This is a genomic window from Pseudomonas sp. B21-009 (assembly GCF_024749345.1).
Classification (GTDB): domain Bacteria; phylum Pseudomonadota; class Gammaproteobacteria; order Pseudomonadales; family Pseudomonadaceae; genus Aquipseudomonas.
The window spans coordinates 1,853,669-1,876,364 of sequence record NZ_CP087199.1 but is presented as its reverse complement, the minus strand read 5'-3'; the positions used below and the strand labels follow the sequence as shown (position 1 = coordinate 1,876,364).

Below are 22,696 nucleotides of genomic sequence, written 5' to 3'. Positions count from 1 at the left end.
CAAGAACTTTCCCTGCTGGCCTGGAGCACACCGTGAGCCTTCCCCTGGTCATCCGCCCTCGCGCCGAATCGGTCGAAGGCCAACCCATCCTGCGCCCCCTGCCCTCGGCCCAGTGCCGCAGCGTCGGGCCGTTCGTGTTCTTCGACCACATGCTCGAAACCGACTACCCGGCCGGGCGCGGCATGAACATCCGCCAGCACCCGCATATCGGCCTGTCGACCCTCACCTACCTGTTCGAGGGCGCAATCCAGCACAAGGACAGCCTGGGCTCGGATCAACGGGTCAAGGCCGGTGAAGTCAGCTGGATGACTGCCGGCAGCGCCATCGCCCATGTCGAGCGCACGCCGGCCGAACTGCTGCCTGGCAGCTCGCGATTGCACGGTTTGCAGGTGTGGCTGGCATCGCCCAAAGCGCATGAGCAAGGCCCGGGGCACTACAGCCATCATCCGGCGGCGAGCCTGCCGGTCAGTGACAGCCTGGGGGTGCGCATTCGCATGATTGCCGGCAGCGGCTTTTGCCTGCAATCGCCGGTGCCGGTGTTGTCACCGACCCTGTATGCGCTGGTGCAGATGCAGGCGGCCACTACCCTGACGGTGCCCACCGAGCATGCCGAGCGTGCGCTGTATGTACTGGATGGCGAAGTCAGCCTCAACGATGTGGCGATCGAGCCGTGCAGCCTGGTGATCTTGCCGCACGGTGAAGAGATGAGCCTGTATGCCGACAGCGAAAGCCAGTTGGTGCTGTTTGGCGGGGCGCCGCTGGACGGGCCGCGGCGGATGAACTGGAATTTTGTTGCCAGCGATCCGGCGCTGATCGAGCAGGCGCGGGCACGCTGGGCGGCCGGGGAGTGGCCGACGGTGCCGGGGGAAACTGAAAGGATCGATCTGCCTTGAGGTTATCGCGAGCGCTACGCGGTCGATCGCCGGCAAGGCTGGCGCCCACAAGGTCAAGTGTGGGAGCCAGCCTTGCCCCTTCACTCAGCGCTGGAACACTTCATCGAGCAAATTGAACATTGCCCGGAACGCGCGCTTGGATGTGCGGGCGTCGTACTTCATCTTGCCGGGAATGTTCGCCGCGGTATCGGTGAACGAATGCACCGCGCCGCCATAGCTGATCAGTTGCCAATCGACCTTGGCCGCATCCATCTCGACTTCGAAGGCCGGCAACTGCTCTTTGGGCACGAACGGGTCGGCGGCGCCATGCAGCACCAGCATCGAAACCTTGACCTTGCCTTCTACCGCCGGCAGCGGCGTATCGAGGGTGCCGTGGAACGACACCGCAGCCAGCAGGCGGGCATCTTCGCGGGCCAGCTCCAGGGCGCAGCAACCGCCGAAGCAGAAGCCGAAGGTGGCCAGCTTGCCAGGCTCCAGTACCGCCTTCGATTGCCCCAGCAACTGGTCCAGCGCCGCCTTCAGGCGCTTGCGCAGCTCGACGCGGTCGTTCTTCAGCGGCATCATCGCCGCCCCTGCTTCATCCATGTTCGACGGTCGCAGGGTCTGGCCGTAGATGTCGGCCAGCAACACCACATAGCCCTGAGCGGCGACTTCGCGGGCGATACGCTCGGCGCCCTCGCCCACTCCCATCCAGTTTGGTGCCATCAAAAGCCCAGGCTGCTCGCGGGCGCCCTGGGTAAAGAACAAGCGGCTCTCATAGGCTTTGCCGGCAACATGATAGACCAGCGATTCGACGGTAACCTTGCTCATGCACTCCTCCTTGCACAATGAAAAAAGCCCGCCGAAGCGGGCTTTCCTGCAACTACTTAAGCCGACAATTCGACCAGCAGCTTGTTCAGGCGACGAACGTACGCCGCCGGGTCCTTGAGGCTATCGCCCGCCGCCAGCGCGGCCTGATCGAAGAGGATGTGCGAGAAGTCGGCGAAACGGTCTTCGCTCTGCTCGTTGTCCAGCTTCTCGATCAGCGGGTGGCCCGGGTTGAATTCGAAGATCGGCTTGGAGTCCGGCACCTTCTGCCCGCTGGCTTCGAGGATCTGGCGCATCTGCAGGCCCAGGTCCTGTTCACCGATGGCCAGGATCGCCGGCGAATCGGTCAGGCGGTGCGACACGCGCACTTCGCTGACGCTCTCGCCCAGCGCCGCCTTGAGGCGCTCGACCAGGCCTTCTTTCTCCTTGGCGACTTCTTCCTGGGCTTTCTTGTCCTCTTCAGAGTCCAGCTTGCCCAGGTCCAGGTCACCGCGGGCGACGTCGACGAAGCTCTTGCCGTCGAATTCGCTCAGGTAGCTCATCAGCCACTCGTCGATACGGTCGGTCAGCAGCAGCACTTCGATGCCTTTCTTGCGGAAGACTTCCAGGTGCGGGCTGTTCTTGACCTGCGCGTAGGATTCGCCGGTGAGGAAGTAGATCTTGTCCTGACCTTCCTTGGCGCGGGCCAGGTAGTCGGCCAGGGCAACGCTCTGCTCGCCGCTTTCGTCATGGGTGGAGGCGAAACGCAGCAGGCCGGCGATCTTTTCCTTGTTGGCGAAGTCTTCAGCCGGGCCTTCTTTCATCACCTGGCCAAAGTTCTTCCAGAAGCCCTTGTACTGCTCAGGCTCGTTCTTGGCCAGCTTCTCGAGCATGTCCAGCACGCGCTTGGTCAGCGCCGACTTCATCGAATCGATGATCGGGTCTTTCTGCAGGATTTCGCGCGAAACGTTCAGCGACAGGTCGTTGGAATCGACCACGCCCTTGATGAAACGCAGGTACAGCGGCAGGAAGGATTCTGCCTGGTCCATGATGAATACACGCTGCACGTACAGCTTCAGGCCGCGTGGCGCTTCACGCTGGTACAGGTCGAACGGCGCGCGGGCCGGTACGTAGAGCAGCGAGTTGTACTCAAGCTTGCCTTCGACCTTGTTGTGGCTCCAGGCCAGCGGGTTCTCGAAATCGTGACCGATGTGCTTGTAGAACTCCTGGTATTCCTCGTCCTTGATCTCGGTACGCGGACGGGTCCACAGGGCGCTGGCGCGGTTGACGGTTTCCCATTCTTCGGCCGGCTTTTCTTCACCTTCGCCAGCTTCGACCTGTTTTGGCAGCTCGATCGGCAAGGCGATGTGGTCGGAGTACTTCTTGACGATGTTGCGCAGGCGCCAGCCGTCGGCGAACTCTTCTTCACCTTTTTTCAGGTGCAGGACGATGCGCGTACCGCGCTCGGCCTTGTCGACAGTGGCAACTTCAAAGTCACCCTCGCCCTTGGACGACCAGTGCACGCCCTCGGCAGCTGGCAGGCCGGCGCGGCGGCTGAATACGTCGACCTTGTCGGCGACGATAAAGGCCGAATAGAAGCCCACGCCGAACTGACCGATCAGGTGCGAGTCCTTCTTCTGGTCGCCGGTGAGGTTTTTCATGAAGTCGGCGGTGCCGGACTTGGCGATGGTGCCCAGGTGCGCGATGACCTCTTCGCGGCTCATGCCGATGCCGTTGTCTTCGAGGGTGACGGTGTTGGCGTCCTTGTCGAAGCTCAGGCGGATTTTAAGCTCGGCGCCGCCTTCGAGCAGCTCTGGCTTGGCCAGGGCTTCAAAGCGCAGTTTATCGACGGCGTCGGAGGCGTTGGAAATCAGTTCGCGAAGGAAGATTTCCTTGTTCGAATACAGGGAATGGATCATGAGGTGCAGCAGTTGCTTCACCTCGGTCTGGAAGCCCAGGGTTTCTTTTTGAGTTTCCACACTCATGGTCTTCAACACTCCGATCTGATGGCAGTTGTCGTTGGGCAGGCCGGCGGCCTGCTTTCACGGCGGGATGCACAACAGATGGGGGTGGCTGGGGCTATTTCAAGGGCGAAGTCATTTCTTCGATCTTGAAATGCGCGCGCGCCGTGGCAATCGGTTCGTCCGCGTCGCCCTGCCAGGCGGTTATGGCCACGTTGGTTACCCGCCGGCCCTGGCGCCATAGCTGGCAGCGGGCGTAGGTGTCGCGGTAGTGGCCGGCGCGCAGGTAGTCGATGGAAAAGTCGATGATCTTCGGGATCGCCGCGCTTTCGCTGAAAATCAGCAGGTACAGCGCCGCCGACAGCTCCATGAAGCCTGCGATCACCCCGCCGTGGATCGCCGGCAGCAACGGATTGCCAATGTTGTCCTGGCTGGCCGGCAGGCAAAACAACAGGTCATCGCCCTGGCGGCTGCACTGGATACCAATCAATCCGGCATAAGGGATCAACTGCAGCAGCGGCTCATAATTACCTTCGGCATGGGCCTGGCGCAGTTGCTGGTGTACCTCTGGCGGAATCATTGGCCGCTCCCCTTGAGCTTGCTGGCGAAATTCAGGCCGCCCTTGATGCCCTTGCCCAGGCGCATGAAAGTGCCAACCACCTGGGCGATCAGCTGCTGCGGGTCGTCCTGGTAGGCCAGCCCACGGGTGAAGATCACATCGCGAGAAACGCGGTAGCAGTAGGCATGGCCGAAGATGTCCTTGCCGGCCTCGGCCGGCTGCATGTAGTCGATGCGCAGGTCTAGCGTCGGGCATACCTCGAACTCAGGCAGCGCACAAAGGGTAGCCATGCCGCAGGTGGTGTCCATCAGGGTGGTCACCGCCCCGCCGTGCACGGCGCCGGTCTGTGGGTTGCCGACGATCTTCGTCGAGTACGGCAACACCAGGGTCATGCCCTGGGCATCAGCGTGATGCACGCGCATCTGCAGCACCTGGCAATGTCGCAATGCCGAGAGAAAACGTTCGGCCATTGCCAGCAAAGAAGTGTCGGTCATTTGAAAAACTCCCGGGCCATTGAGAACATGCACACAGTCTGGCAAATGTCCATATAGAACCATTTGTTATATATCTGTATTGTGCGCGGAACTTCTACCGGTTACTTGAGCTCGAAGGAACAAGTAACTTATTCCACAAGGAGAAACACCCCATGCGTAAACCTTTTGCTTTTGCCGTTATGCTCGCCGCTGCTCTGGGCCTGGCCGCTTGCGATAAAGCCAGCGAGAACAAAGCCCAAGATGCTCAACAACACGCCGAGCAAGCCCAAGAGAAGATGGGTGAAGCTCAGGATAAAGTGAACGAGGCCGCGAAAGAAAACGCCGAAGCCGCCAAAGATCAGGCCGAAGCGCAACAGAAAGCCGCTGAAGAAGCTGCAAAAGAAGCTGCACCTGCTGCTCCAGCTACTCCTGCCGAGCCTGCCAAGTAAGCAAGCCCGCCGGAATAAAAAAACCCGACGCTGTCGGGTTTTTTTATACCTGTTGCAATAGGGTTAAACGATTCAGTCAATAACCTTCAGGCGAGGTTCTCTTTGCCGGGTTCCGCCACCGGCGCTTCGGTCGGGGTATAGACCATCACATCGAGCACATCGGAGTGGAATTCACGGCGATACAGCACCAGTACTACCCCGGTACTCATCAACATAAACAACCAGGGGCTGATAAACCAGCAGAGCATGGCCATGCCGAAGTAATAGGAACGCAGGCCAAAGTTGAACTGGTTGGCGGCCAGGGAAATAACCTTGGCCGCTCTAAGGGCAAAGGCCTTGCGCTCAAGTTCGCTGACCTGACGCTCGCCGATCATCGGCGCCGAACCCACCAATACGGCGGCGAAGTTGTATTGACGCATGCACCAGCTGAAAGTGAAGAAGGCGTACACAAATACCATCGCCAGGCACAGCAACTTGATTTCCGACATGCCCTGGGACGCCTGCTGCACCAGCGGCAGGTCTGCCAGCAACGATACCGCACGGTCTGATGCGCCGAGCACGGTGAGAATACCGGCCAGGATGATCAAGGTGCTGGAGGCAAAGAACGAGGCGTTGCGCTCCAGGTTACCGATCACGCTGGCATCGGCAATGCGGTTGTCACGCAGCAGCATGCGGCGCATCCAGTCTTCGCGGTACAGGTGCAGCACGCTGGCCAGGCAAGCGGTATCGCGGCCCTTCCAGGTGGCATAACGGGTGTATCCACCCCAGCAGACAACGAACCAGCAGGCGGCCAGCAAGTGGATCAGATTGCTTTGAATGAAGCTCATGCAAGGTCCTGATTGAAGTTTCGAGCACAATAAAGCCCATTGACCGGCTTTCGACGCTTTAGCGCAGAAAAAGACACGTCTGCCGTGCAGAAACGAAAAAGCCCCGCGTCCTTGCGGACACGGGGCTCGGAATTTGCCGTGACGGTCACCCTGTTGGCTTGTGGCCGGTGTCCGTCATAGGGCCAATTCTCAGGCCAGCACTTCGCGTGGCTTGCCAAGCATGCGGTCACACACCACCGCAACGCCCAGGGCCACTACCGACGGCACCAGCCAGGCCAGGCCCTGCTCGCTCAGCGGCAGGTGGGCGAGGATTTCCGGCAGTTCGCTGGCCAGGGCGGTGCCCTTGATGGCATCGATCATGCCGAACAGCAGCGAAACCAGCATCACCGGCGCGAGGATGCGTACCTCGGAATTCCACAGTTCTTTGCAGAAGCTCAGGCCTACGACCACGATGCACGGCGGGTAGATAGCCGTCAGCACCGGAATCGAGAACATGATCAGCTTGGTCAGGCCGAGGTTGGAGATCAGCAGCGAGAAGCCGGCAAGGATCACCACCAGGGTGCGGTACGACAGCGGCAGTACCTGGCTGAAATACTCGGCACAGGCGCAGGTCAGGCCAACGGCGGTCACCAGACAGGCCAGGGCGATCAGCACGGCCAGGAAGCCGCTGCCCAGCGAGCCGAAGGTGTGCTGTACATAGGCATGCAGTACCGCTGCACCGTTGCTGGCACCGGCGGCGATTTCATGGCTGCCGGCACCCAGGCGGAACAGGCTGATGTACACCAGGGCCAGGCCGACCCCGGCGATCAGGCCGGCAATGATCGCATAGCGGGTGATCAGCCGCGGCGATTCGACACCGCGCGAACGGATGGCGTTGACGATGACGATACCGAACACCAGGGCGCCGAGGGTATCCATGGTCAGGTAACCATTGATGAAGCCCTGGGAGAACGGTGCGGCAACGTAGGCCGGCTGCGCCTCACCGATACCACCGGCGGGCAGCATGAACGCGGCGATGCCGAGTGCGGCCAGGGCGATGATCTTCAGCGGCGCAAGGAAGCGTCCGACGGTGTCGAGCAACTTGCCCGGGTACATGGACACCGCCAGCACCACCAGGAAGTACACCAGGCTGTAGATAAACAGGGCCAGCGGGCTTTCACCGGTCAGCGGCGCAACACCCACCTCGAAGGATACGGTGGCGGTACGCGGAGTGGCGAACAGCGGGCCTACCGACAGGTAGCACACCGCCGCCAGCAGGCCGCCGGCGACCTTGCCGATCGGGCTGCTCAGGGCATCCATGCCGCCGCCGACCTTGGCCAGGGCGACAACAGTGATAACCGGCAGGCCCACAGCAGTGATCAGGAAACCCAGCGCCGCCATCCACACGTGTGGACCGGATTGCAGACCGACGATAGGTGGGAAAATGATATTGCCCGCGCCGACGAACAAAGCGAACGTCATAAAACCAAGTGCCAGGATGTCCTGGCCTTTTAAAACTTTCATTAAGGAAATACCACACTGCTGAAATCGGGATTTAGAGAGGGATTTCCCCTTGGGTGAGGGAAATGCTGCCTGGCTGGATGAGCCAGACCCGTTTAGCGTGTCGTTCCCTTTTGGGGAGCGGGCACAAAATGAGTGCATAGGTTAACGAATTTGTCACAGAAACGCACTGCTGCAGGGCTGCTTGTCCGATGTGTGAATATGCGTGTCGCTTGCGCGACAGCCTCAAGCGGCAAGTTACAAGCCGCAAGCTTGCCGCAATACCCTCATGCAGCTTGAAGCTTGCTCCTTGCCGCTGCTGCCCGGTAAACAAAAAAGCCGCTTGCACGACAGCCTCAAGCAGCAAGTTACAAGCCGCAAGCTTGCCGCAATACCCTCTTGCAGCTTGAAGCTTGCCCCTTGCCGCTGCTGCCCGGTAAACAAAAAAAGCCGCTTGCACGACAGCCTCAAGCAGCAAGTTACAAGCCGCAAGCTTGCCGCAATACCCTCTTGCAGCTTGAAGCTTGCCCCTTGCCGCTGCTGTCCGGTAAACAAAAAAGGCCACCCGAAGGTGGCCTTTCTTGTTTACCGGGCAGTGCTTACTTCTTCACTTCCCAGCCAGTCAGCTCGGCCAGGGCCTTGCCGATGTCTGCCAGCGAACGCACGGTTTTTACACCAGCGTCCTGCAGCGCAGCGAATTTCTCGTCCGCAGTGCCTTTGCCGCCGGAGATGATGGCGCCAGCGTGGCCCATACGCTTGCCCGCAGGAGCGGTAACACCAGCGATGTAGGAAACCACAGGCTTGGTGACGTTGGCCTTGATGTAGGCAGCTGCTTCTTCTTCAGCCGAACCGCCGATCTCGCCGATCATGACGATCGCTTCGGTCTTCGGGTCTTCCTGGAACAGCTTCAGGATGTCGATGAAGTTGGAGCCCGGGATCGGGTCGCCACCGATACCGACGCAGGTGGACTGACCGAAACCGGCGTCAGTGGTCTGCTTGACCGCTTCGTAGGTCAGGGTGCCGGAACGCGAAACGATACCGACCTTGCCTGGCAAGTGGATGTGACCTGGCATGATGCCGATCTTGCACTCGCCCGGAGTGATGACGCCTGGGCAGTTAGGGCCGATCAGGGTAACACCCAGCTCGTCGCACTTGACCTTGGCATCGAGCATGTCCAGGGTAGGAATGCCTTCGGTGATGCAGACGATCAGCTTGATGCCGCCGAAGGCAGCTTCCAGGATCGAGTCCTTGCAGAAAGGAGCTGGAACGTAGATGACCGACGCATCAGCGCCGGTAGCTTCTACTGCTTCTTTCACAGTGTTGAACACTGGCAGGCCCAGGTGGGTGGAGCCACCCTTGCCTGGCGTCACGCCGCCGACCATCTTGGTGCCGTAGGCGATGGCTTGCTCGGAGTGGAAAGTACCTTGCGAGCCGGTGAAGCCCTGGCAGATGACTTTGGTGTCTTTATTGATCAGGACGCTCATTACTTGCCCTCCGCAGCTTTGACAACTTGTTGAGCAGCGTCGGTCAGGCTGGTTGCCGCAATGATGTTCAAACCGCTTTCTGCCAGTACTTTAGCACCCAGTTCAGCGTTGTTGCCTTCCAGGCGAACAACAACCGGTACCTTGACGCCGACTTCTTTCACAGCACCGATGATGCCTTCGGCAATCATGTCGCAACGAACGATGCCGCCGAAGATGTTGACCAGAACGGCCGCGACATTGCTGTCGGACAGAATGATCTTGAAGGCTTCGGTAACGCGCTCTTTGGTAGCACCACCACCTACGTCGAGGAAGTTGGCTGGCTTGCCGCCGTGCAGGTTGACGATGTCCATGGTACCCATGGCCAGGCCGGCACCGTTGACCATGCAGCCGATGTTGCCTTCCAGGGCCACGTAGTTCAGCTCGAAGCTGGCAGCGTGGGCTTCACGAGGATCGTCTTGCGACGGGTCGTGGAAGGTTTTCAGCTTAGGCTGACGGTACATGGCGTTAGCGTCGATGTTGATCTTGGCATCGAGGCAGTGCAGGTCGCCGTCGGCCTTGATGACCAGCGGGTTTACTTCCAGCAGGGCCAGGTCGTGTTCTTTGAACAGCTTGGCCAGGCCTACGAAAATCTTGGCGAACTGAGCAACTTGCTTGCCTTCCAGACCCAGCTGGAACGCCAGTTCACGACCCTGGAATGGCTGAGCGCCAACCAGTGGATCGATAGTAGCCTTGATGATCTTCTCAGGAGTCTCGTGAGCGACTTTCTCGATGTCCACGCCACCTTCGGTGGAAGCCATGAACACGATACGGCGGCTCGAACGGTCGACTACAGCGCCCAGGTACAGCTCTTTGGCGATGTCAGTGCAGGATTCGACCAGGATCTTGGTCACTGGCTGACCGTTGGCGTCGGTCTGGTAGGTTACCAGACGCTTGCCCAACCATTGCGCAGCGAACGCCTTGGCGTCTTCCTTGCTGCGAACCAGCTTGACGCCGCCCGCTTTACCGCGACCACCGGCGTGGACCTGGGCTTTGACAACCCACTCGGTGCCACCGATCTTGTCGCAGGCTTCTGCGGCAGCTTCAGGGGTGTCGACTGCGAAACCCTTGGAAACTGGCAGGCCGTATTCAGCGAACAGCTGCTTACCCTGATACTCGTGAAGATTCATGCTTTTTACCGTCTTCGTTAGGTACTGCGCTTCGGCGCTGCGCTCCATGGGAGTGCCGCGCCACCTGTGACCACTTGCCCCCGGTATGCTCCGGGAGTTCGAGTCCGGCGGACTTTCCGCGGTGAGTCATGCACGCAAGACTCACGACGGGCCACCCGCCGTGGTTTCTTATTGTTTAACGCTTCTTACGGTTGGCAACGTGAATGGCACCGCCATTCACAGCCAGCGCGGCTTCATGCAGCGCTTCGGACAGGGTCGGATGGGAGAAAACCATCATGCCCAGGTCTTCGGCGCTGGTGCCGAATTCCATTGCGATTGCACCCTGCTGCACCAGTTCGGCAGCCGATGGGCCAATCACGTGTACACCCAGGACGCGGTCGGTCTTGGCATCGGCGATGACCTTGACGAAACCACCGGTGTCGTTGGCAGCCATCGCACGGCCGCTGGCCGCGAACGGGAAGGTGCCCACGTTAACCTCAACGCCTTCGGCCTTCAAGGTCTGTTCGGTTTTACCGACCCATGCGATTTCCGGGTGGGTGTAGATAACCGACGGGATCAGGTCGTAGTTCATCTGGGCTTTGTGGCCCTTGATGCGCTCGACGACCATGATGCCCTCTTCCGAGGCCTTGTGCGCCAGCATCATGCCACGAACCACGTCACCGATGGCGTAAACGCCCGGTACGCTGGTCGCGCAGTGATCGTCGACGAAGATGAAACCACGCTCGTCGATGGTCACGCCGCTGTCGGCAGCCAGCAGATCGGTGGTCACCGGACGACGGCCGACCGCAACGATCAGCTTGTCGAAGGTGATCTTCTGCTCGCCGTTGGCGTCGGTGTAGGTCACTTCGACTTCAGCGCCGTTGACTTTCGAGCCGGTCACGCGAGCGCCCAGCTTGATGTCCAGGCCTTGCTTGGTCAGGGTTTTCAGCGCTTCCTTGGAGACAGCGGCGTCAGCGGCCATCAGGAAGGTGTCCAGGGCTTCGAGGACGGTGACTTCTGCGCCCAGGCGAGCCCAGACCGAACCCAGCTCCAGGCCGATCACGCCAGCACCGATCACGCCCAGGCGCTTAGGTACGGTTTGGAATTCCAGGGCGCCGGTGGAATCGACGATGACGTTCTGGTCGACCGGAGCCGGTGGAATGTCGATCGGACGCGAACCGGAAGCCAGGATGACGTTCTCGGCTTCGATGATTTCGGTGGTGCCGTCAGCCTTGGTGACTTCGACTTTCTTGCCAGCCAGCAGTTTACCGTGGCCCTGGATCGAGGTGACGCCGTTGGCCTTGAACAGGGTGGCAACACCGCCGGTCAGGTTTTTGACGATGCCAGCCTTGCGGCCAACCATCGCGGCGACGTCCATCTTCACTTCGCCAGTGGAGATACCGTGGACGTTGAAGCTCTCTTTGGCTTCCTTGTACTTCCAGGAGCTGTCCAGCAGCGCCTTGGAAGGAATGCAACCCACGTTCAGGCAGGTACCGCCGAGGGCCAGCTTGCCTTCGCCGTCAGTGTACTTCTCGATACAGGCAGTGCTCAGACCGAGTTGCGCAGCCTTGATGGCAGCTACGTAGCCGCCAGGACCTGCGCCAATCACTACCACATCAAATTTTTGCGACATTCAGAAAATCCTCTTTAAAGCTGCAAGCGATAAGCTGCAAGCCACAAGCTCAAGCGCAAACCGTTCAGGCTTGCCGCTTGAAGCTTGCAGCTTGCAGCTGCTCAATCAGATATCCAGCAGCAGACGAGCCGGGTCTTCCAGCAGGTTCTTGATGGTCACCAGGAAGGTCACGGCTTCTTTACCGTCGATCAGACGGTGGTCGTAGGACAGTGCCAGGTACATCATCGGGCGGATCACGACCTGACCGTTAACAGCCATAGGACGCTGGATGATGTTGTGCATGCCCAGGATCGCAGCCTGCGGCGGGTTGACGATCGGGGTCGACATCATCGAACCAAAGGTACCACCGTTGGTGATGGTGAAGGTACCGCCGGTCATTTCGTCGATCGACAGTTTGCCGTCACGGGCTTTCTTGCCGAAGGTGGCGATGCCGTTCTCGATTTCAGCCAGGCTCATCTGCTCGGCGTTACGCAGTACCGGTACCACCAGGCCGCGGTCGCTGGAAACGGCAACGCCGATGTCCGCATAACCGTGGTAGACGATGTCGGAACCGTCGATCGAGGCGTTGACGGCCGGGAAGCGTTTCAGCGCTTCGGTGGCAGCCTTGACGAAGAACGACATGAAGCCCAGGCGTACGCCGTTGTGAGTCTTCTCGAACAGGTCCTTGTACTTCGAACGCAGGGCCATGACTTCGGTCATGTCGACTTCGTTGAAGGTGGTCAGCATGGCCATGTTCGACTGAGCTTCGACCAGGCGCTTGGCAACGGTTGCACGTACGCGAGTCATCGGTACACGCTTCTCGGTGCGATCGCCAGTGGCGACGACCGGGGCAGCGGCAGCAGCGGCTGGCTTGGTGGCAGGTGCGGCAGCCGGAGCGGATTTCTTCGCTTCGATGGCAGCAACCACGTCTTCCTTGGTGATGCGACCGTCTTTGCCGGTGCCCTTGATGCTGTTCAGGGCGATGCCGTTTTCTTCGGCCAGCTTGCGGGCAGCCGGAGCGCCGATGGCGTCTTCGTCGCCAGCAGCAGCGGCAGCAGGAGCAGCGGCGGCAGGCGCGGCAGCAGCGGCAGGCGCCGCGGCAGCAACACCACCTGCTTCGATCGAACCCAGGACTTCGTCGGACAGGACGGTCTCGCCCTCGCCCTTGACGATAGCGCCCAGCACGCCGTCAGCGGTAGCCAGTACTTCCAGGACAACCTTGTCGGTTTCGATGTCGACGATCAGCTCGTCACGCTTGACCGCTTCGCCCGGTTGCTTGTGCCAGGTGGCAACGGTGCCATCGGCAACCGATTCCGGGAAAGTAGGGGCTTTGATCTCGATAGCCATTATCAGTGGTTCCTTAAATTCGGTTTCTGGTGCGCGATGGCATTAAACGGTGAAGGCATCTTGCAGCAGTTTTTCCTGCTGCTCGGCGTGCATCGAAGCGTAACCACAAGCAGGTGCTGCCGAGGCATCACGACCGGCGTACTCGAGGACCAGGTCCTTGTTGTGACGGGTCAGAATGCGACGCATGTGGTGTTGGCTGCTGTACCAGGCACCCTGGTTCATTGGCTCTTCCTGGCACCACACCACATCTTTGAGATTGGTGTACGGCGCGAGGATTTCGACCAGGTCGTCTTCAGGGAACGGATACAGCTGCTCGATACGCACGATGGCGATATCTTCGCGGCCTTCGGCACGGCGTTTTTCCAGCAGATCGTAGTAGACCTTGCCGCTGCACAGGACCAGGCGCGTGACGTTCTTCGGATCGAGGGTATCGATTTCCGGGATCACGGTCTGGAACGAGCCTTCGGCCAGTTCTTCCAGGGTCGAGATGGCCAGCTTGTGGCGCAGCAGCGACTTAGGTGTCAGCACGATCAGCGGCTTGCGCAGCGGACGGATGACCTGACGACGCAGCAGGTGGTAGATCTGAGCCGGCGTGGTCGGTACGCAAACCTGGACGTTGTGCTCGGCGCACAGCTGCAGGTAACGCTCCAGACGTGCCGAGGAGTGCTCAGGCCCCTGCCCTTCATAACCGTGTGGCAGCAGCATGGTCAGACCGCACAGACGGCCCCACTTGTGCTCGCCGCTGGTGATGAACTGGTCGACAACCACCTGGGCACCGTTGGCGAAGTCGCCGAACTGGGCTTCCCAGATCACCAGCGCGTTCGGCGTGGTGGTGGAGTAGCCGTATTCGAAGGCCAGTACCGCTTCTTCCGAGAGGAAGGAGTCGTACAGGTCGAACTTAGGCTGACCGGCGTACAGGTTCTGCAGTGGCAGGTAGGTGCTGGCGTCTTTCTGGTTGTGCAGTACCGCGTGGCGGTGCGAGAAAGTGCCGCGACCGATATCCTGACCCGTCATGCGGATCGGATGACCTTCAAACAGCAAGGTCGCGTAGGCCATGGTTTCGGCGTAGCCCCAGTTGATCGGCAAGCCACCGGCCTGCATCTTCTGGCGATCTTCGTAGATCTTCGAAACCTGACGCTGAACCACGAAACCTTCCGGCAGCTCCAGCAGCTTGGCCGACAGTTCCTGCAGGGTCTTCAGATCGAAGCGGGTGTCGTGACGCGCGGTCCAGGTGTGACCCAGGTACGGACGCCAGTCGACGAACAGCTCTTTGTTCGGCTCTTTAACCAGGCTTTTTACTACGTGCAGGCCGTTATCCAGCGCGTTGCGGTACTCGTCGACCTTGGCCTGGACGCGCTCGGCGTCAAGACGGCCCGACTGGGTCAGGGCTTCGGCGTAGAGTTCGCGGGTGGTGCGCTGCTTGGCGATCTGCTGGTACATCAGCGGCTGGGTGCCGTTCGGCTCGTCGGCCTCGTTGTGGCCGCGACGACGGTAGCAGACCAGGTCGATGACCACGTCACGCTTGAACTGCATGCGGTAATCGACCGCCAGCTGGGTCACGAACAGCACCGCTTCCGGATCATCACCGTTGACGTGCAGGATCGGCGCCTGAATCATCTTGGCGACGTCGGTGGCGTACTCGGTGGAACGCGAGTCCAGCGGGTTGCTGATGGTGAAACCAACCTGGTTGTTGATCACGATGTGCACGGTACCGCCGGTCTTGAAACCGCGGGTCTGCGACATCTGGAAGGTTTCCATGACCACGCCTTGACCGGCGAATGCCGCGTCACCGTGGATGGAAATCGGCAGTACCTTGTCGCCAACGGTGTCGTTGCGACGGTCCTGACGGGCACGTACCGAACCTTCAACCACTGGCGAGACGATCTCCAGGTGCGAAGGGTTGAACGCCATGGCCAGGTGAACTTCGCCACCGGCGGTCATCACGTTGGACGAGAAGCCCTGGTGGTATTTGACGTCACCGGAGCCCAGCTCGACCTTCTTCTTGCCTTCGAACTCGTCGAACAGGTCGCGCGGGTTCTTGCCGAAGGTGTTGACCAGGACGTTCAGACGGCCACGGTGAGCCATGCCGATGACAACTTCCTTGGTGCCGTAGGAACCGGAGCGTTGAATCAGCTCGTCCAGCATCGGAATCAGGCTTTCGCCGCCTTCCAGGCCGAAACGCTTGGTGCCCGGGTATTTGGTACCCAGGTATTTTTCCAGACCCTCGGCGGCGGTGACGCGCTCGAGCAGGTGGCTCTGAATATCCGCGGAGAAGACTGGACGCCCACGCACGCTCTCCAGACGCTGCTGGAACCAGCTGCGCTGCTCGGAGTCGACGATGTGGGTGAATTCGGCGCCAATGGTGCGGCAATATGTCTGCTGCAAAGCGTCGAAGATTTCGCGTAGGCTCGCTTCCTCTTTGCCGATGAACAGGTCGCCGGCACGGAAGGTCGTATCAAGATCGGCATTGGTCAAGCCGTAATGATTGATCGACAGGTCTACTGGCGCAGGGCGCTGCCACAACCCCAGGGGGTCGAGCTTAGCGGCTTGGTGGCCGCGCATACGGTAGGCCTGGATCAGTCGCAGAACTTCAACCTGCTTCTTCTCGTGTTCACTGCTCACGCTCCCGGCGGAAACCGGTTGGGCGCGGCGCTGGTTCTTTGCCAGCAGTACGAAATGGTCGCGGATTGTAGAGTGCGATACATCGGTAGCGGTGCTGCCTTCGGCGGGCAACTTCTGGAAGTAAGTGCGCCACTCTTCTGGCACAGCGTTAGGGTCGTGCAGGTAAAGCTCGTAGAGCTCTTCCACATATGCAGCGTTACCACCTGAAAGGTGGGCGCTATCCCACATGCGCTGCATCACGCTTTCTTGCATGCTTGGTCACCCTCGGTTAGGGGACGGATCGGCAAGAGCCACAGCACGCCTGGAAAAGTCCTAATGCAGCGACCCAACCAAGCCACCAAGGATCCTACAGATTTTCCGGGTACCAGCCCGGAAGCCCCTGCTGGTCTCATATCTTCATAGGTAAAAGCTTGGGCTTTGTGGGCCCTAGCTCGGGTTTCACCTTGGTGCGGGCAAGGGCCCGCACCTTGGCGTACTACGGGTACAACACTTTTAAAATCAGGTACCGCTTTGCAGCAGCATGTTACGTACGTGACCGATGGCCTTGGTCGGGTTCAGACCTTTAGGGCAAACGTTTACGCAGTTCATGATGCCGCGGCAACGGAACACGCTGAACGGGTCATCCAGCGAAGCCAGACGCTCCTGGGTCTTGGTGTCACGGCTGTCGGCCAGGAAACGATAGGCCTGCAGCAGTGCAGCTGGACCGAGGAACTTGTCCGGGTTCCACCAGAACGACGGGCAGGAAGTCGAGCAGCAAGCGCACAGAATGCACTCGTACAGGCCGTCCAGCTTTTCGCGTTCTTCCGGCGACTGCAGACGCTCGATGGCCGGAGCCGGCGTATCGTTCTGCAGGAATGGCTTCACCTTCTCGTACTGTTTGTAGAAGATGCTCATATCGACGACCAGGTCACGAATGACCGGCAATCCAGGCAACGGGCGAACGATCAGCTTGTTGCGCTTGACCACGGCCGACAGCGGCGTGATGCAGGCCAGGCCGTTCTTGCCGTTGATGTTCATGCCATCGGAACCGCAAACACCTTCACGGCAGGAACGACGATACGAGAAACCTTCGTCCTGTTCCTTGATCAGTGCCAAGACATCGAGAACCATCAGGTCCTTGCCGCCGGTATCGACCTGGAACACCTGCATCTTGGGTGCCGAGTCGGTATCGGGGTTGTAACGATAAACTTCGACTTGCAACATTGTGGCCACCCTTAGTAAGTCCGGACTTTAGGCTCGAACGCCGGAACGGTTTTCGGCGCGAAGTTGACGGCGCGCTTGGCGACGCGCTTCTCACCCGGGAAGTACAGGGTGTGGCACAGCCAGTTTTCGTCGTCACGGTCTTCGAAGTCTTCACGGGCGTGAGCGCCGCGGGACTCTTTACGGACTTCTGCAGCGATGGCAGTGGCTTCAGCGACTTCCAGCAGGTTCTGCAGCTCCAGCGCTTCGATACGCGCGGTGTTGAAGGCCTGGGACTTGTCGTTGATCTTGACGTTGGCGATACGCTCGCGCAGGCCAGCCAGTTGCTCGATACCCTTCTGCATGTATTCGCCGGTACGGAATACACCGAAGTAGTTCTGCATGCAGCTTTGCAGTTCGCGACGCAGGGTAGCCACGTCTTCGCCGGTGTTGCGCTCGTTGAGCTTGTTCAGACGGCTCAGGGCAACATCGATGTCGGTGTCGCTGGCGTCGAGGTATTCGATACCGTCGCTCAGTGCTTTTTCCAGGTGCAGGCCGGCGGCGCGACCGAAGACCACCAGGTCGAGCAGCGAGTTGCCGCCCAGGCGGTTGGCACCGTGAACCGATACGCACGCCACTTCACCGACCGCGAACAGGCCCGGGATGATGTGGTCGACGCCATCGGCGTCCTGGGTCATGGCCTGGCCATGGATGTTGGTGGCAACGCCGCCCATCATGTAGTGGCAGGTTGGCACAACAGGAACCGGCGCGACCACAGGGTCAACGTGAGCGAAGGTCTTGGACAGCTCGCAGATGCCTGGCAGGCGGCTGTGCAGTACTTCTTCACCCAGGTGGTCAAGCTTGAGCATCACGTGGTCGCCGTTAGGGCCACAGCCGTTGCCGGCGATGATCTCTTTAACCATGGAACGGGCCACAACGTCACGACCGGCGAGGTCTTTGGCGTTAGGCGCATAACGTTCCATGAAACGCTCGCCATGCTTGTTGATCAGGTAACCGCCTTCACCGCGGCAACCTTCGGTGACCAGTACACCAGCGCCGGCGATGCCGGTCGGGTGGAACTGCCACATCTCGATGTCCTGCACCGGAACGCCTGCACGCAGAGCCATGCCGATACCGTCACCGGTATTGATCAGGGCGTTGGTGGTGGAGGAGTAGATACGGCCTGCACCGCCGGTGGCCAGAACGGTGGCCTTGGCTTTGATGTACAGGGTTTCGCCGGTTTCGATGCAGATGGCGATCACACCGACGAACGCACCTTCCTGGTTCTTCACCAGGTCAACGGCGTAGTACTCGTTGAGGAAGGTGGTGCCTGCTTTCAGGTTGCCCTGGTACAGGGTGTGCAGCAGCGCGTGACCGGTACGGTCGGAAGCGGCGCAGGTACGGGCGGCCTGGCCACCTTTACCGAAGTCCTTGGACTGACCGCCGAACGGGCGCTGGTAGATACGGCCTTGCTCGGTACGCGAGAACGGCAGACCCATGTGGTCCAGCTCGAACACGGCAGCAGGACCTTCCTGACACATGTATTCGATAGCGTCCTGGTCACCGATATAGTCGGAACCCTTGACGGTATCGTACATGTGCCAGCGCCAGTCATCGTTCGGGTCGGCCGAAGCGATGGCGCAGGTGATGCCACCCTGGGCCGATACAGTGTGCGAACGGGTCGGGAAGACCTTGGTGATCACGGCAGTCTTGTGACCGCCCTGAGCCAGCTGCAGCGCTGCGCGCATGCCGGCACCGCCGCCACCAATGATGATGGCGTCGAATGAAATCGTAGGAATGTTAGCCATGAATCAGATACCCCAGAGAATCTGCACACCCCAGACGAAGTACGCGAACATCGCGACACCACATACCGCCTGGAACAGGAAACGTACGGCAGTCGCCGACTTGCCCAGCGCCATCGGCGTCAGGTAGTCGGTGGCAATGGTCCACATGCCGACCCAGGCGTGAGCGCCCAGGGCCACAAGGGCCAGCAGACTGAAAATACGCATCGCGTTGTTGGAGAACAGAGCGTGCCACTGGGCAAACTCGATGCCCGGGTGCGCGACCAGGTATCCGATCAGGAAAATGAAATAAGCCGCGAGAACGACCGCAGAAACGCGCTGCGCCATCCAGTCATAGAGGCCCGAACGCGAGAGGTTCGTGACGTTGGTTACCATATCCAAACTCCTGCCAGCACAATCACCACCACGGAAACGGCGATGATAATTTTCGAGCCCAGTCGGCCGCCTTCCAGCGTTTCACCGATGCCCATGTCCATGATCAAGTGGCGCACACCGGCTACCAAGTGATACAGCAAGGCGGACAGGAGGCCCCATGCCACGAACTTGGCCAGCGGACTGGTCAAGCATGCCTTCACCTCGGCGAAACCTTCCTCCGAACCCAGGGATTTGCCCAATGCATAAAGCATGAAGCCAAGGCCGAGGAAGAGGATGATGCCGGAAACACGGTGAAGAAATGACGTAACGCCGGTAATGGGGAGTTTGATGGTCCTTAGGTCTAGGTTTACAGGTCGTTGGCTTTTCACGGCTTTTTTCACACTGAAGAGCCCCTAGCAAGCAGGGCAAAGTTGTTGGTAAGTGTACTGGTCAGGTACCCACCACCCAGGGAGTGACGACCCCAGCAACACGGGCTTGCAAGCCCCTGGCGGTCGGGGGCCGATTATAGACAGTTAGGCTACTAATGACAACGCAGACACCTAGCCCAAATAGCGCATTGCCTTTAGCGAACAAAAGGCGTAAACGGGCGGTAATTTCGAGGAAAAACAGCGCCCAAAGCCCTTTACAACCGTGCTTTAGGCAAATTGACATTCGAATTTATCTCACTATAGTGGTGCGGGCCCTGCGTGGGGGGTCTGTCTGATGATTTCAAGCATTAATAGGAGGCCACATGGCTGACAAAAAAGCGCAGTTGGTCATCGAGGGCGCAGCCCCCGTCGAGCTGCCCATTTTAACCGGCACCGTTGGTCCCGATGTTATCGACGTTAGAGGGTTGGGGGCCACGGGTCACTTCACTTTCGACCCTGGTTTCATGGCGACCGCATCCTGCGAGTCGAAGATCACTTATATCGACGGCGACAAGGGTATCCTGCTGCACCGCGGCTATCCGATCGAGCAACTGGCCGAAAAATCCGACTACCTCGAGACTTGCTACCTGCTGCTCAACGGCGAACTGCCGAATGCCGAGCAGAAGGCTCAGTTCGTCAGCACCGTGAAGAACCACACCATGGTTCACGAGCAGTTGAAGTCCTTCTTCAACGGCTTCCGCCGCGACGCCCACCCGATGGCCGTCATGTGCGGCGTGGTTGGCGCCCTGTCGGCGTTCTACCATGACTCGCTGGACATCAATAACCCGCAGCACCGCGAAATCTCCGCGGTCCGCCTGGTCGCCAAGATGCCGACCCTGGCAGCGATGGTGTACAAGTACTCCATGGGCCAGCCCATGATGTATCCGCGCAATGACCTGTCGTACGCGGAAAACTTCCTGCACATGATGTTCAACACCCCGTGCGAGATCAAACCGATCAGCCCGGTACTGGCCAAGGCAATGGACCGGATCTTCATCCTCCACGCCGACCACGAGCAGAACGCATCGACCTCCACCGTCCGTCTGGCCGGCTCTTCGGGTGCCAACCCGTTCGCCTGTATCGCTGCCGGCATCGCTGCACTGTGGGGCCCTGCCCACGGCGGCGCCAACGAAGCGGTACTGACCATGCTCGATGAAATCGGCGATGTTTCGAACATCGACAAATTCATCGCCAAGGCCAAGGACAAGAACGATCCGTTCAAGCTGATGGGCTTCGGTCACCGCGTTTACAAAAACCGCGACCCGCGCGCCACCGTGATGAAACAGACCTGCGACGAAGTCCTGCGCGAGCTGGGCATCAAGAACGACCCGCAGCTGGAACTGGCCATGCGCCTGGAAGAGATCGCCCTCACCGATCCTTACTTCATCGAGCGCTCGCTGTACCCGAACGTCGACTTCTACTCGGGGATCATCCTCAAGGCGATCGGCATTCCAACCAGCATGTTCACCGTGATCTTCGCCCTGGCGCGGACCGTCGGCTGGATTTCGCACTGGAAAGAAATGCTCTCCAGCCCTTACAAGATCGGCCGCCCTCGCCAGCTGTACACCGGCTACGAGTCGCGCGACATCGTCAAACTGGAAGACCGCAAGTAAGCCTTTGGGCCGAACACGAAAAAAGGCTGCCCTCGGGCAGCCTTTTTTATTGCGCTCTCATCGCGGGCTGCGGTTCTGTGGGAGCGGGCTTGCCCCGCGACTGCCCAACAGTTGCCTCAAGCCCGCCAACTGATGCAACTGTACTTACGGCTTCTCGGCCCGCTCTTTCAACGCCTTCAAGGTATTGAACGGCGCATCGACCACAAACTTGTTCGCCACCATCGACGGCACGCTGCCGCCCGGCTCGGTGTGCACCTGGTAAGTCACTTCGGTGCCGCCGTCTTTTGGCTGCAGCTTCCAGAACCCATCAACCTTGGCCACCCGCACGAAGCCCTTCTCTTCCGGCAGGTACGTGGGCACGCCTTGAAGCTTGCGGATCAGGCTGCCATCAGCCGCTACGGTAGTGGTGACATGCATGACCGAATCACGCGCAGTGACCGGCCACGGGGTATTGAACTGAGTGTAGGTCCAGCTCTGATCACCTTCGGTTTTCAGCAGCTTTTGCGTCTTGCACTCATGAATCCAGGCGCAGGCCCCGACAACGTCTTCCTGCAGGGCCCTGACCCTGGCCAGTGGCGCCTTGATAAAGGTAACGCCGCGATAGGCCTTGTAGTCGGAACCGGCAACCTCACTGAGATCGATCTTGATTCCGTCTTCGTTCTTGGCCTGCTTCCAGTCCTCGGCATGCGCCAGGGGCACCAGCGCCGCTCCCAGACCCAACACCAGTGCCATGTGCTTAAACGATCCCATGCTTTTGTTCCTTATTGTCGAAGATCCGCGTTTCAAGCTGCCGTCATTTGCTCCAGCCACCCCAGGATCCTGATCGCCTCGTCGCGGTCGTTGCCGCAGATATCGGCCTCTGCCTTGAAACCACCGCACACCGACGGACGCTCTGGCTTGCCGAACAAGCCACAGAGATTGGCAACCGACAGGTGCAGGCAGCGCTCACCGGCAGGCTTGCCCTTGGGCATCCCCGGTATCGGCGAGCTGATGGAGGGCGCAATGCAGCAGGCGCCACAACCTTCACGGCAATTCATGACAACAGAATCCTCGGAGTAACAAATGATGAATGAACCCGGATAGTAACCGCTTAAACAGGCGTTTGAAATTGCTCGCAGGATGAAATATCAACCTGAAAGGGGTGACTGGACAGTCAGTTTCGCCCTACTGCTTGAACTCGAACTCGATCGCCGCGCCTTCGACATCCTTGCGACTGTCGTTACGCAGTTGCAGCTGCATTTCGTTGCTGATCAGCCGGCCATTGAGCTGAAACGGGCTGTCGGAAGGCGGTTTCTCACCAAACAGGTAGGGCAGCAATGGCTTAGGCAAAGGTGCCTGCTCCTGGGTATCGGGCTTGAGCTCCTTGACCATGCCCGAGGGCAGGCTCAGGTCGAGCTTGGTCTTGGTCTTGGGCAGTGGCGCGGGCGCCGCCTTGGCATTTTTGCGTGCGCTGCGCTGGGTGGCTTTGGTGCTTGCCTTTTTACGCACCGGCGGCGCTTTTGCCTGCTTTGGCTTGGCTGCAGGCTTGGCGCTTTTGCTAGTGGAAGTTTTGCCGGCCGGTGCGGTTTCGGCCACTGCTGCCCAGGTGCAAGCCAAGCCACCGAGCAAACACAGGGACAGCCCGATACAACGCAACGCTTTCATAGGCACCGACGATTATCCCTAAAAATGCTTATGCTC

The 22,696-nt window shown here is 59.8% G+C and carries 22 protein-coding genes; 3 read left to right on the top strand and 19 right to left on the bottom strand.

The annotated features are described in order from the left end of the window. Positions 1–32 precede the first annotated feature (32 nt). Positions 33–893 carry a pirin family protein gene (locus LOY34_RS08635; RefSeq protein WP_195883427.1) on the top strand — a complete coding sequence of 287 codons (861 nt, stop codon included), beginning with the start codon at positions 33–35 and terminating at the stop codon, positions 891–893. Between the two features lie 84 nt (positions 894–977). Here the strand turns inward: LOY34_RS08635 and LOY34_RS08630 are convergent, their stop codons facing one another. The 4 genes from LOY34_RS08630 to LOY34_RS08615 form a co-directional block, all read right to left on the bottom strand. Continuing rightward, a complete protein-coding gene (locus LOY34_RS08630) occupies positions 978–1,703 on the bottom strand; it encodes a dienelactone hydrolase family protein (protein WP_195883426.1) in 726 nt (241 codons plus the stop codon). Between the two features lie 56 nt (positions 1,704–1,759). Next, on the bottom strand, positions 1,760–3,664 hold the full coding sequence (gene htpG / locus LOY34_RS08625) for a molecular chaperone HtpG (RefSeq protein WP_123568226.1): 1,905 nt from the start codon (positions 3,662–3,664) through the stop codon (positions 1,760–1,762). A gap of 94 nt (positions 3,665–3,758) precedes the next feature. Continuing rightward, complete coding sequence (locus LOY34_RS08620; protein ID WP_045202202.1) at positions 3,759–4,220, bottom strand: PaaI family thioesterase; 462 nt, start codon at positions 4,218–4,220, stop codon at positions 3,759–3,761. Then, positions 4,217–4,693 (bottom strand): PaaI family thioesterase, encoded by a 477-nt coding sequence (locus LOY34_RS08615; protein WP_258664569.1) that lies wholly within the window; start codon positions 4,691–4,693, stop codon positions 4,217–4,219. Before LOY34_RS08615 ends, LOY34_RS08620 begins: the two co-directional genes overlap by 4 nt. Positions 4,694–4,845: 152 nt before the next feature. Between LOY34_RS08615 and LOY34_RS08610 the strand changes: the two genes are divergently transcribed. Beyond that, positions 4,846–5,121 (top strand): hypothetical protein, encoded by a 276-nt coding sequence (locus tag LOY34_RS08610; protein ID WP_045202206.1) that lies wholly within the window; start codon positions 4,846–4,848, stop codon positions 5,119–5,121. A gap of 86 nt (positions 5,122–5,207) precedes the next feature. Here LOY34_RS08610 and LOY34_RS08605 read toward each other — a convergent pair whose 3' ends face one another. From LOY34_RS08605 to sdhC, 12 genes are all read right to left on the bottom strand, one after another. Next, complete coding sequence (locus LOY34_RS08605; RefSeq protein WP_045202208.1) at positions 5,208–5,948, bottom strand: DUF599 domain-containing protein; 741 nt, start codon at positions 5,946–5,948, stop codon at positions 5,208–5,210. A 189-nt stretch (positions 5,949–6,137) separates the two neighbouring features. After that, on the bottom strand, positions 6,138–7,451 hold the full coding sequence (gene brnQ / locus LOY34_RS08600; protein ID WP_045202210.1) for a branched-chain amino acid transport system II carrier protein: 1,314 nt from the start codon (positions 7,449–7,451) through the stop codon (positions 6,138–6,140). Positions 7,452–7,482: 31 nt separating this feature from the next. After that, a complete protein-coding gene (locus tag LOY34_RS08595; RefSeq protein WP_195883424.1) occupies positions 7,483–7,992 on the bottom strand; it encodes a hypothetical protein in 510 nt (169 codons plus the stop codon). Between the two features lie 34 nt (positions 7,993–8,026). Then, entirely contained in the window at positions 8,027–8,911 is an 885-nt protein-coding gene (sucD, locus tag LOY34_RS08590) for a succinate--CoA ligase subunit alpha (protein ID WP_045200545.1), read from the bottom strand. Next, positions 8,911–10,077, bottom strand: coding sequence for an ADP-forming succinate--CoA ligase subunit beta (sucC, locus tag LOY34_RS08585; protein ID WP_010224674.1), 1,167 nt, complete (start codon positions 10,075–10,077; stop codon positions 8,911–8,913). The genes sucD and sucC overlap by 1 nt, the downstream gene beginning before the upstream one ends. A gap of 175 nt (positions 10,078–10,252) precedes the next feature. Continuing rightward, complete coding sequence (lpdA, locus tag LOY34_RS08580) at positions 10,253–11,689, bottom strand: dihydrolipoyl dehydrogenase (RefSeq protein ID WP_038996215.1); 1,437 nt, start codon at positions 11,687–11,689, stop codon at positions 10,253–10,255. Positions 11,690–11,794: 105 nt separating this feature from the next. Further along, on the bottom strand, positions 11,795–13,015 hold the full coding sequence (odhB, locus tag LOY34_RS08575) for a 2-oxoglutarate dehydrogenase complex dihydrolipoyllysine-residue succinyltransferase (RefSeq protein WP_258664565.1): 1,221 nt from the start codon (positions 13,013–13,015) through the stop codon (positions 11,795–11,797). A gap of 42 nt (positions 13,016–13,057) precedes the next feature. Then, positions 13,058–15,889 (bottom strand): 2-oxoglutarate dehydrogenase E1 component, encoded by a 2,832-nt coding sequence (locus LOY34_RS08570; protein ID WP_045200540.1) that lies wholly within the window; start codon positions 15,887–15,889, stop codon positions 13,058–13,060. A gap of 246 nt (positions 15,890–16,135) precedes the next feature. After that, positions 16,136–16,840 carry a succinate dehydrogenase iron-sulfur subunit gene (locus LOY34_RS08565; RefSeq protein ID WP_010224678.1) on the bottom strand — a complete coding sequence of 235 codons (705 nt, stop codon included), beginning with the start codon at positions 16,838–16,840 and terminating at the stop codon, positions 16,136–16,138. A gap of 11 nt (positions 16,841–16,851) precedes the next feature. Further along, positions 16,852–18,624: a succinate dehydrogenase flavoprotein subunit gene (gene sdhA / locus LOY34_RS08560; RefSeq protein ID WP_045200538.1), complete on the bottom strand. Its 1,773-nt coding sequence runs from the start codon at positions 18,622–18,624 to the stop codon at positions 16,852–16,854. A 3-nt stretch (positions 18,625–18,627) separates the two neighbouring features. Beyond that, positions 18,628–18,996, bottom strand: a complete 369-nt coding sequence (gene sdhD, locus LOY34_RS08555) for a succinate dehydrogenase, hydrophobic membrane anchor protein (protein ID WP_028945358.1) — start codon at positions 18,994–18,996, stop codon at positions 18,628–18,630. After that, on the bottom strand, positions 18,990–19,376 hold the full coding sequence (gene sdhC / locus LOY34_RS08550) for a succinate dehydrogenase, cytochrome b556 subunit (protein WP_174242293.1): 387 nt from the start codon (positions 19,374–19,376) through the stop codon (positions 18,990–18,992). Before sdhC ends, sdhD begins: the two co-directional genes overlap by 7 nt. Before the next feature lie 350 nt (positions 19,377–19,726). On the opposite strand from sdhC, the gene gltA reads away from it, so the two are divergent. Further along, positions 19,727–21,016, top strand: coding sequence for a citrate synthase (gltA, locus tag LOY34_RS08545; protein ID WP_010224685.1), 1,290 nt, complete (start codon positions 19,727–19,729; stop codon positions 21,014–21,016). 144 nt (positions 21,017–21,160) lie between these two features. Here the strand turns inward: gltA and LOY34_RS08540 are convergent, their stop codons facing one another. The 3 genes from LOY34_RS08540 to LOY34_RS08530 form a co-directional block, all read right to left on the bottom strand. Then, positions 21,161–21,766, bottom strand: coding sequence for an START domain-containing protein (locus tag LOY34_RS08540; RefSeq protein WP_195883423.1), 606 nt, complete (start codon positions 21,764–21,766; stop codon positions 21,161–21,163). A gap of 32 nt (positions 21,767–21,798) precedes the next feature. Beyond that, the gene (locus tag LOY34_RS08535; protein WP_195883422.1) at positions 21,799–22,053 is read right to left on the bottom strand and encodes a YkgJ family cysteine cluster protein; all 255 of its coding nucleotides are present in this window, start codon (positions 22,051–22,053) and stop codon (positions 21,799–21,801) included. Positions 22,054–22,180: 127 nt separating this feature from the next. Further along, the gene (locus tag LOY34_RS08530; protein ID WP_309475825.1) at positions 22,181–22,504 is read right to left on the bottom strand and encodes a translation initiation factor 2; all 324 of its coding nucleotides are present in this window, start codon (positions 22,502–22,504) and stop codon (positions 22,181–22,183) included. Positions 22,505–22,696: the final 192 nt, after the last annotated feature.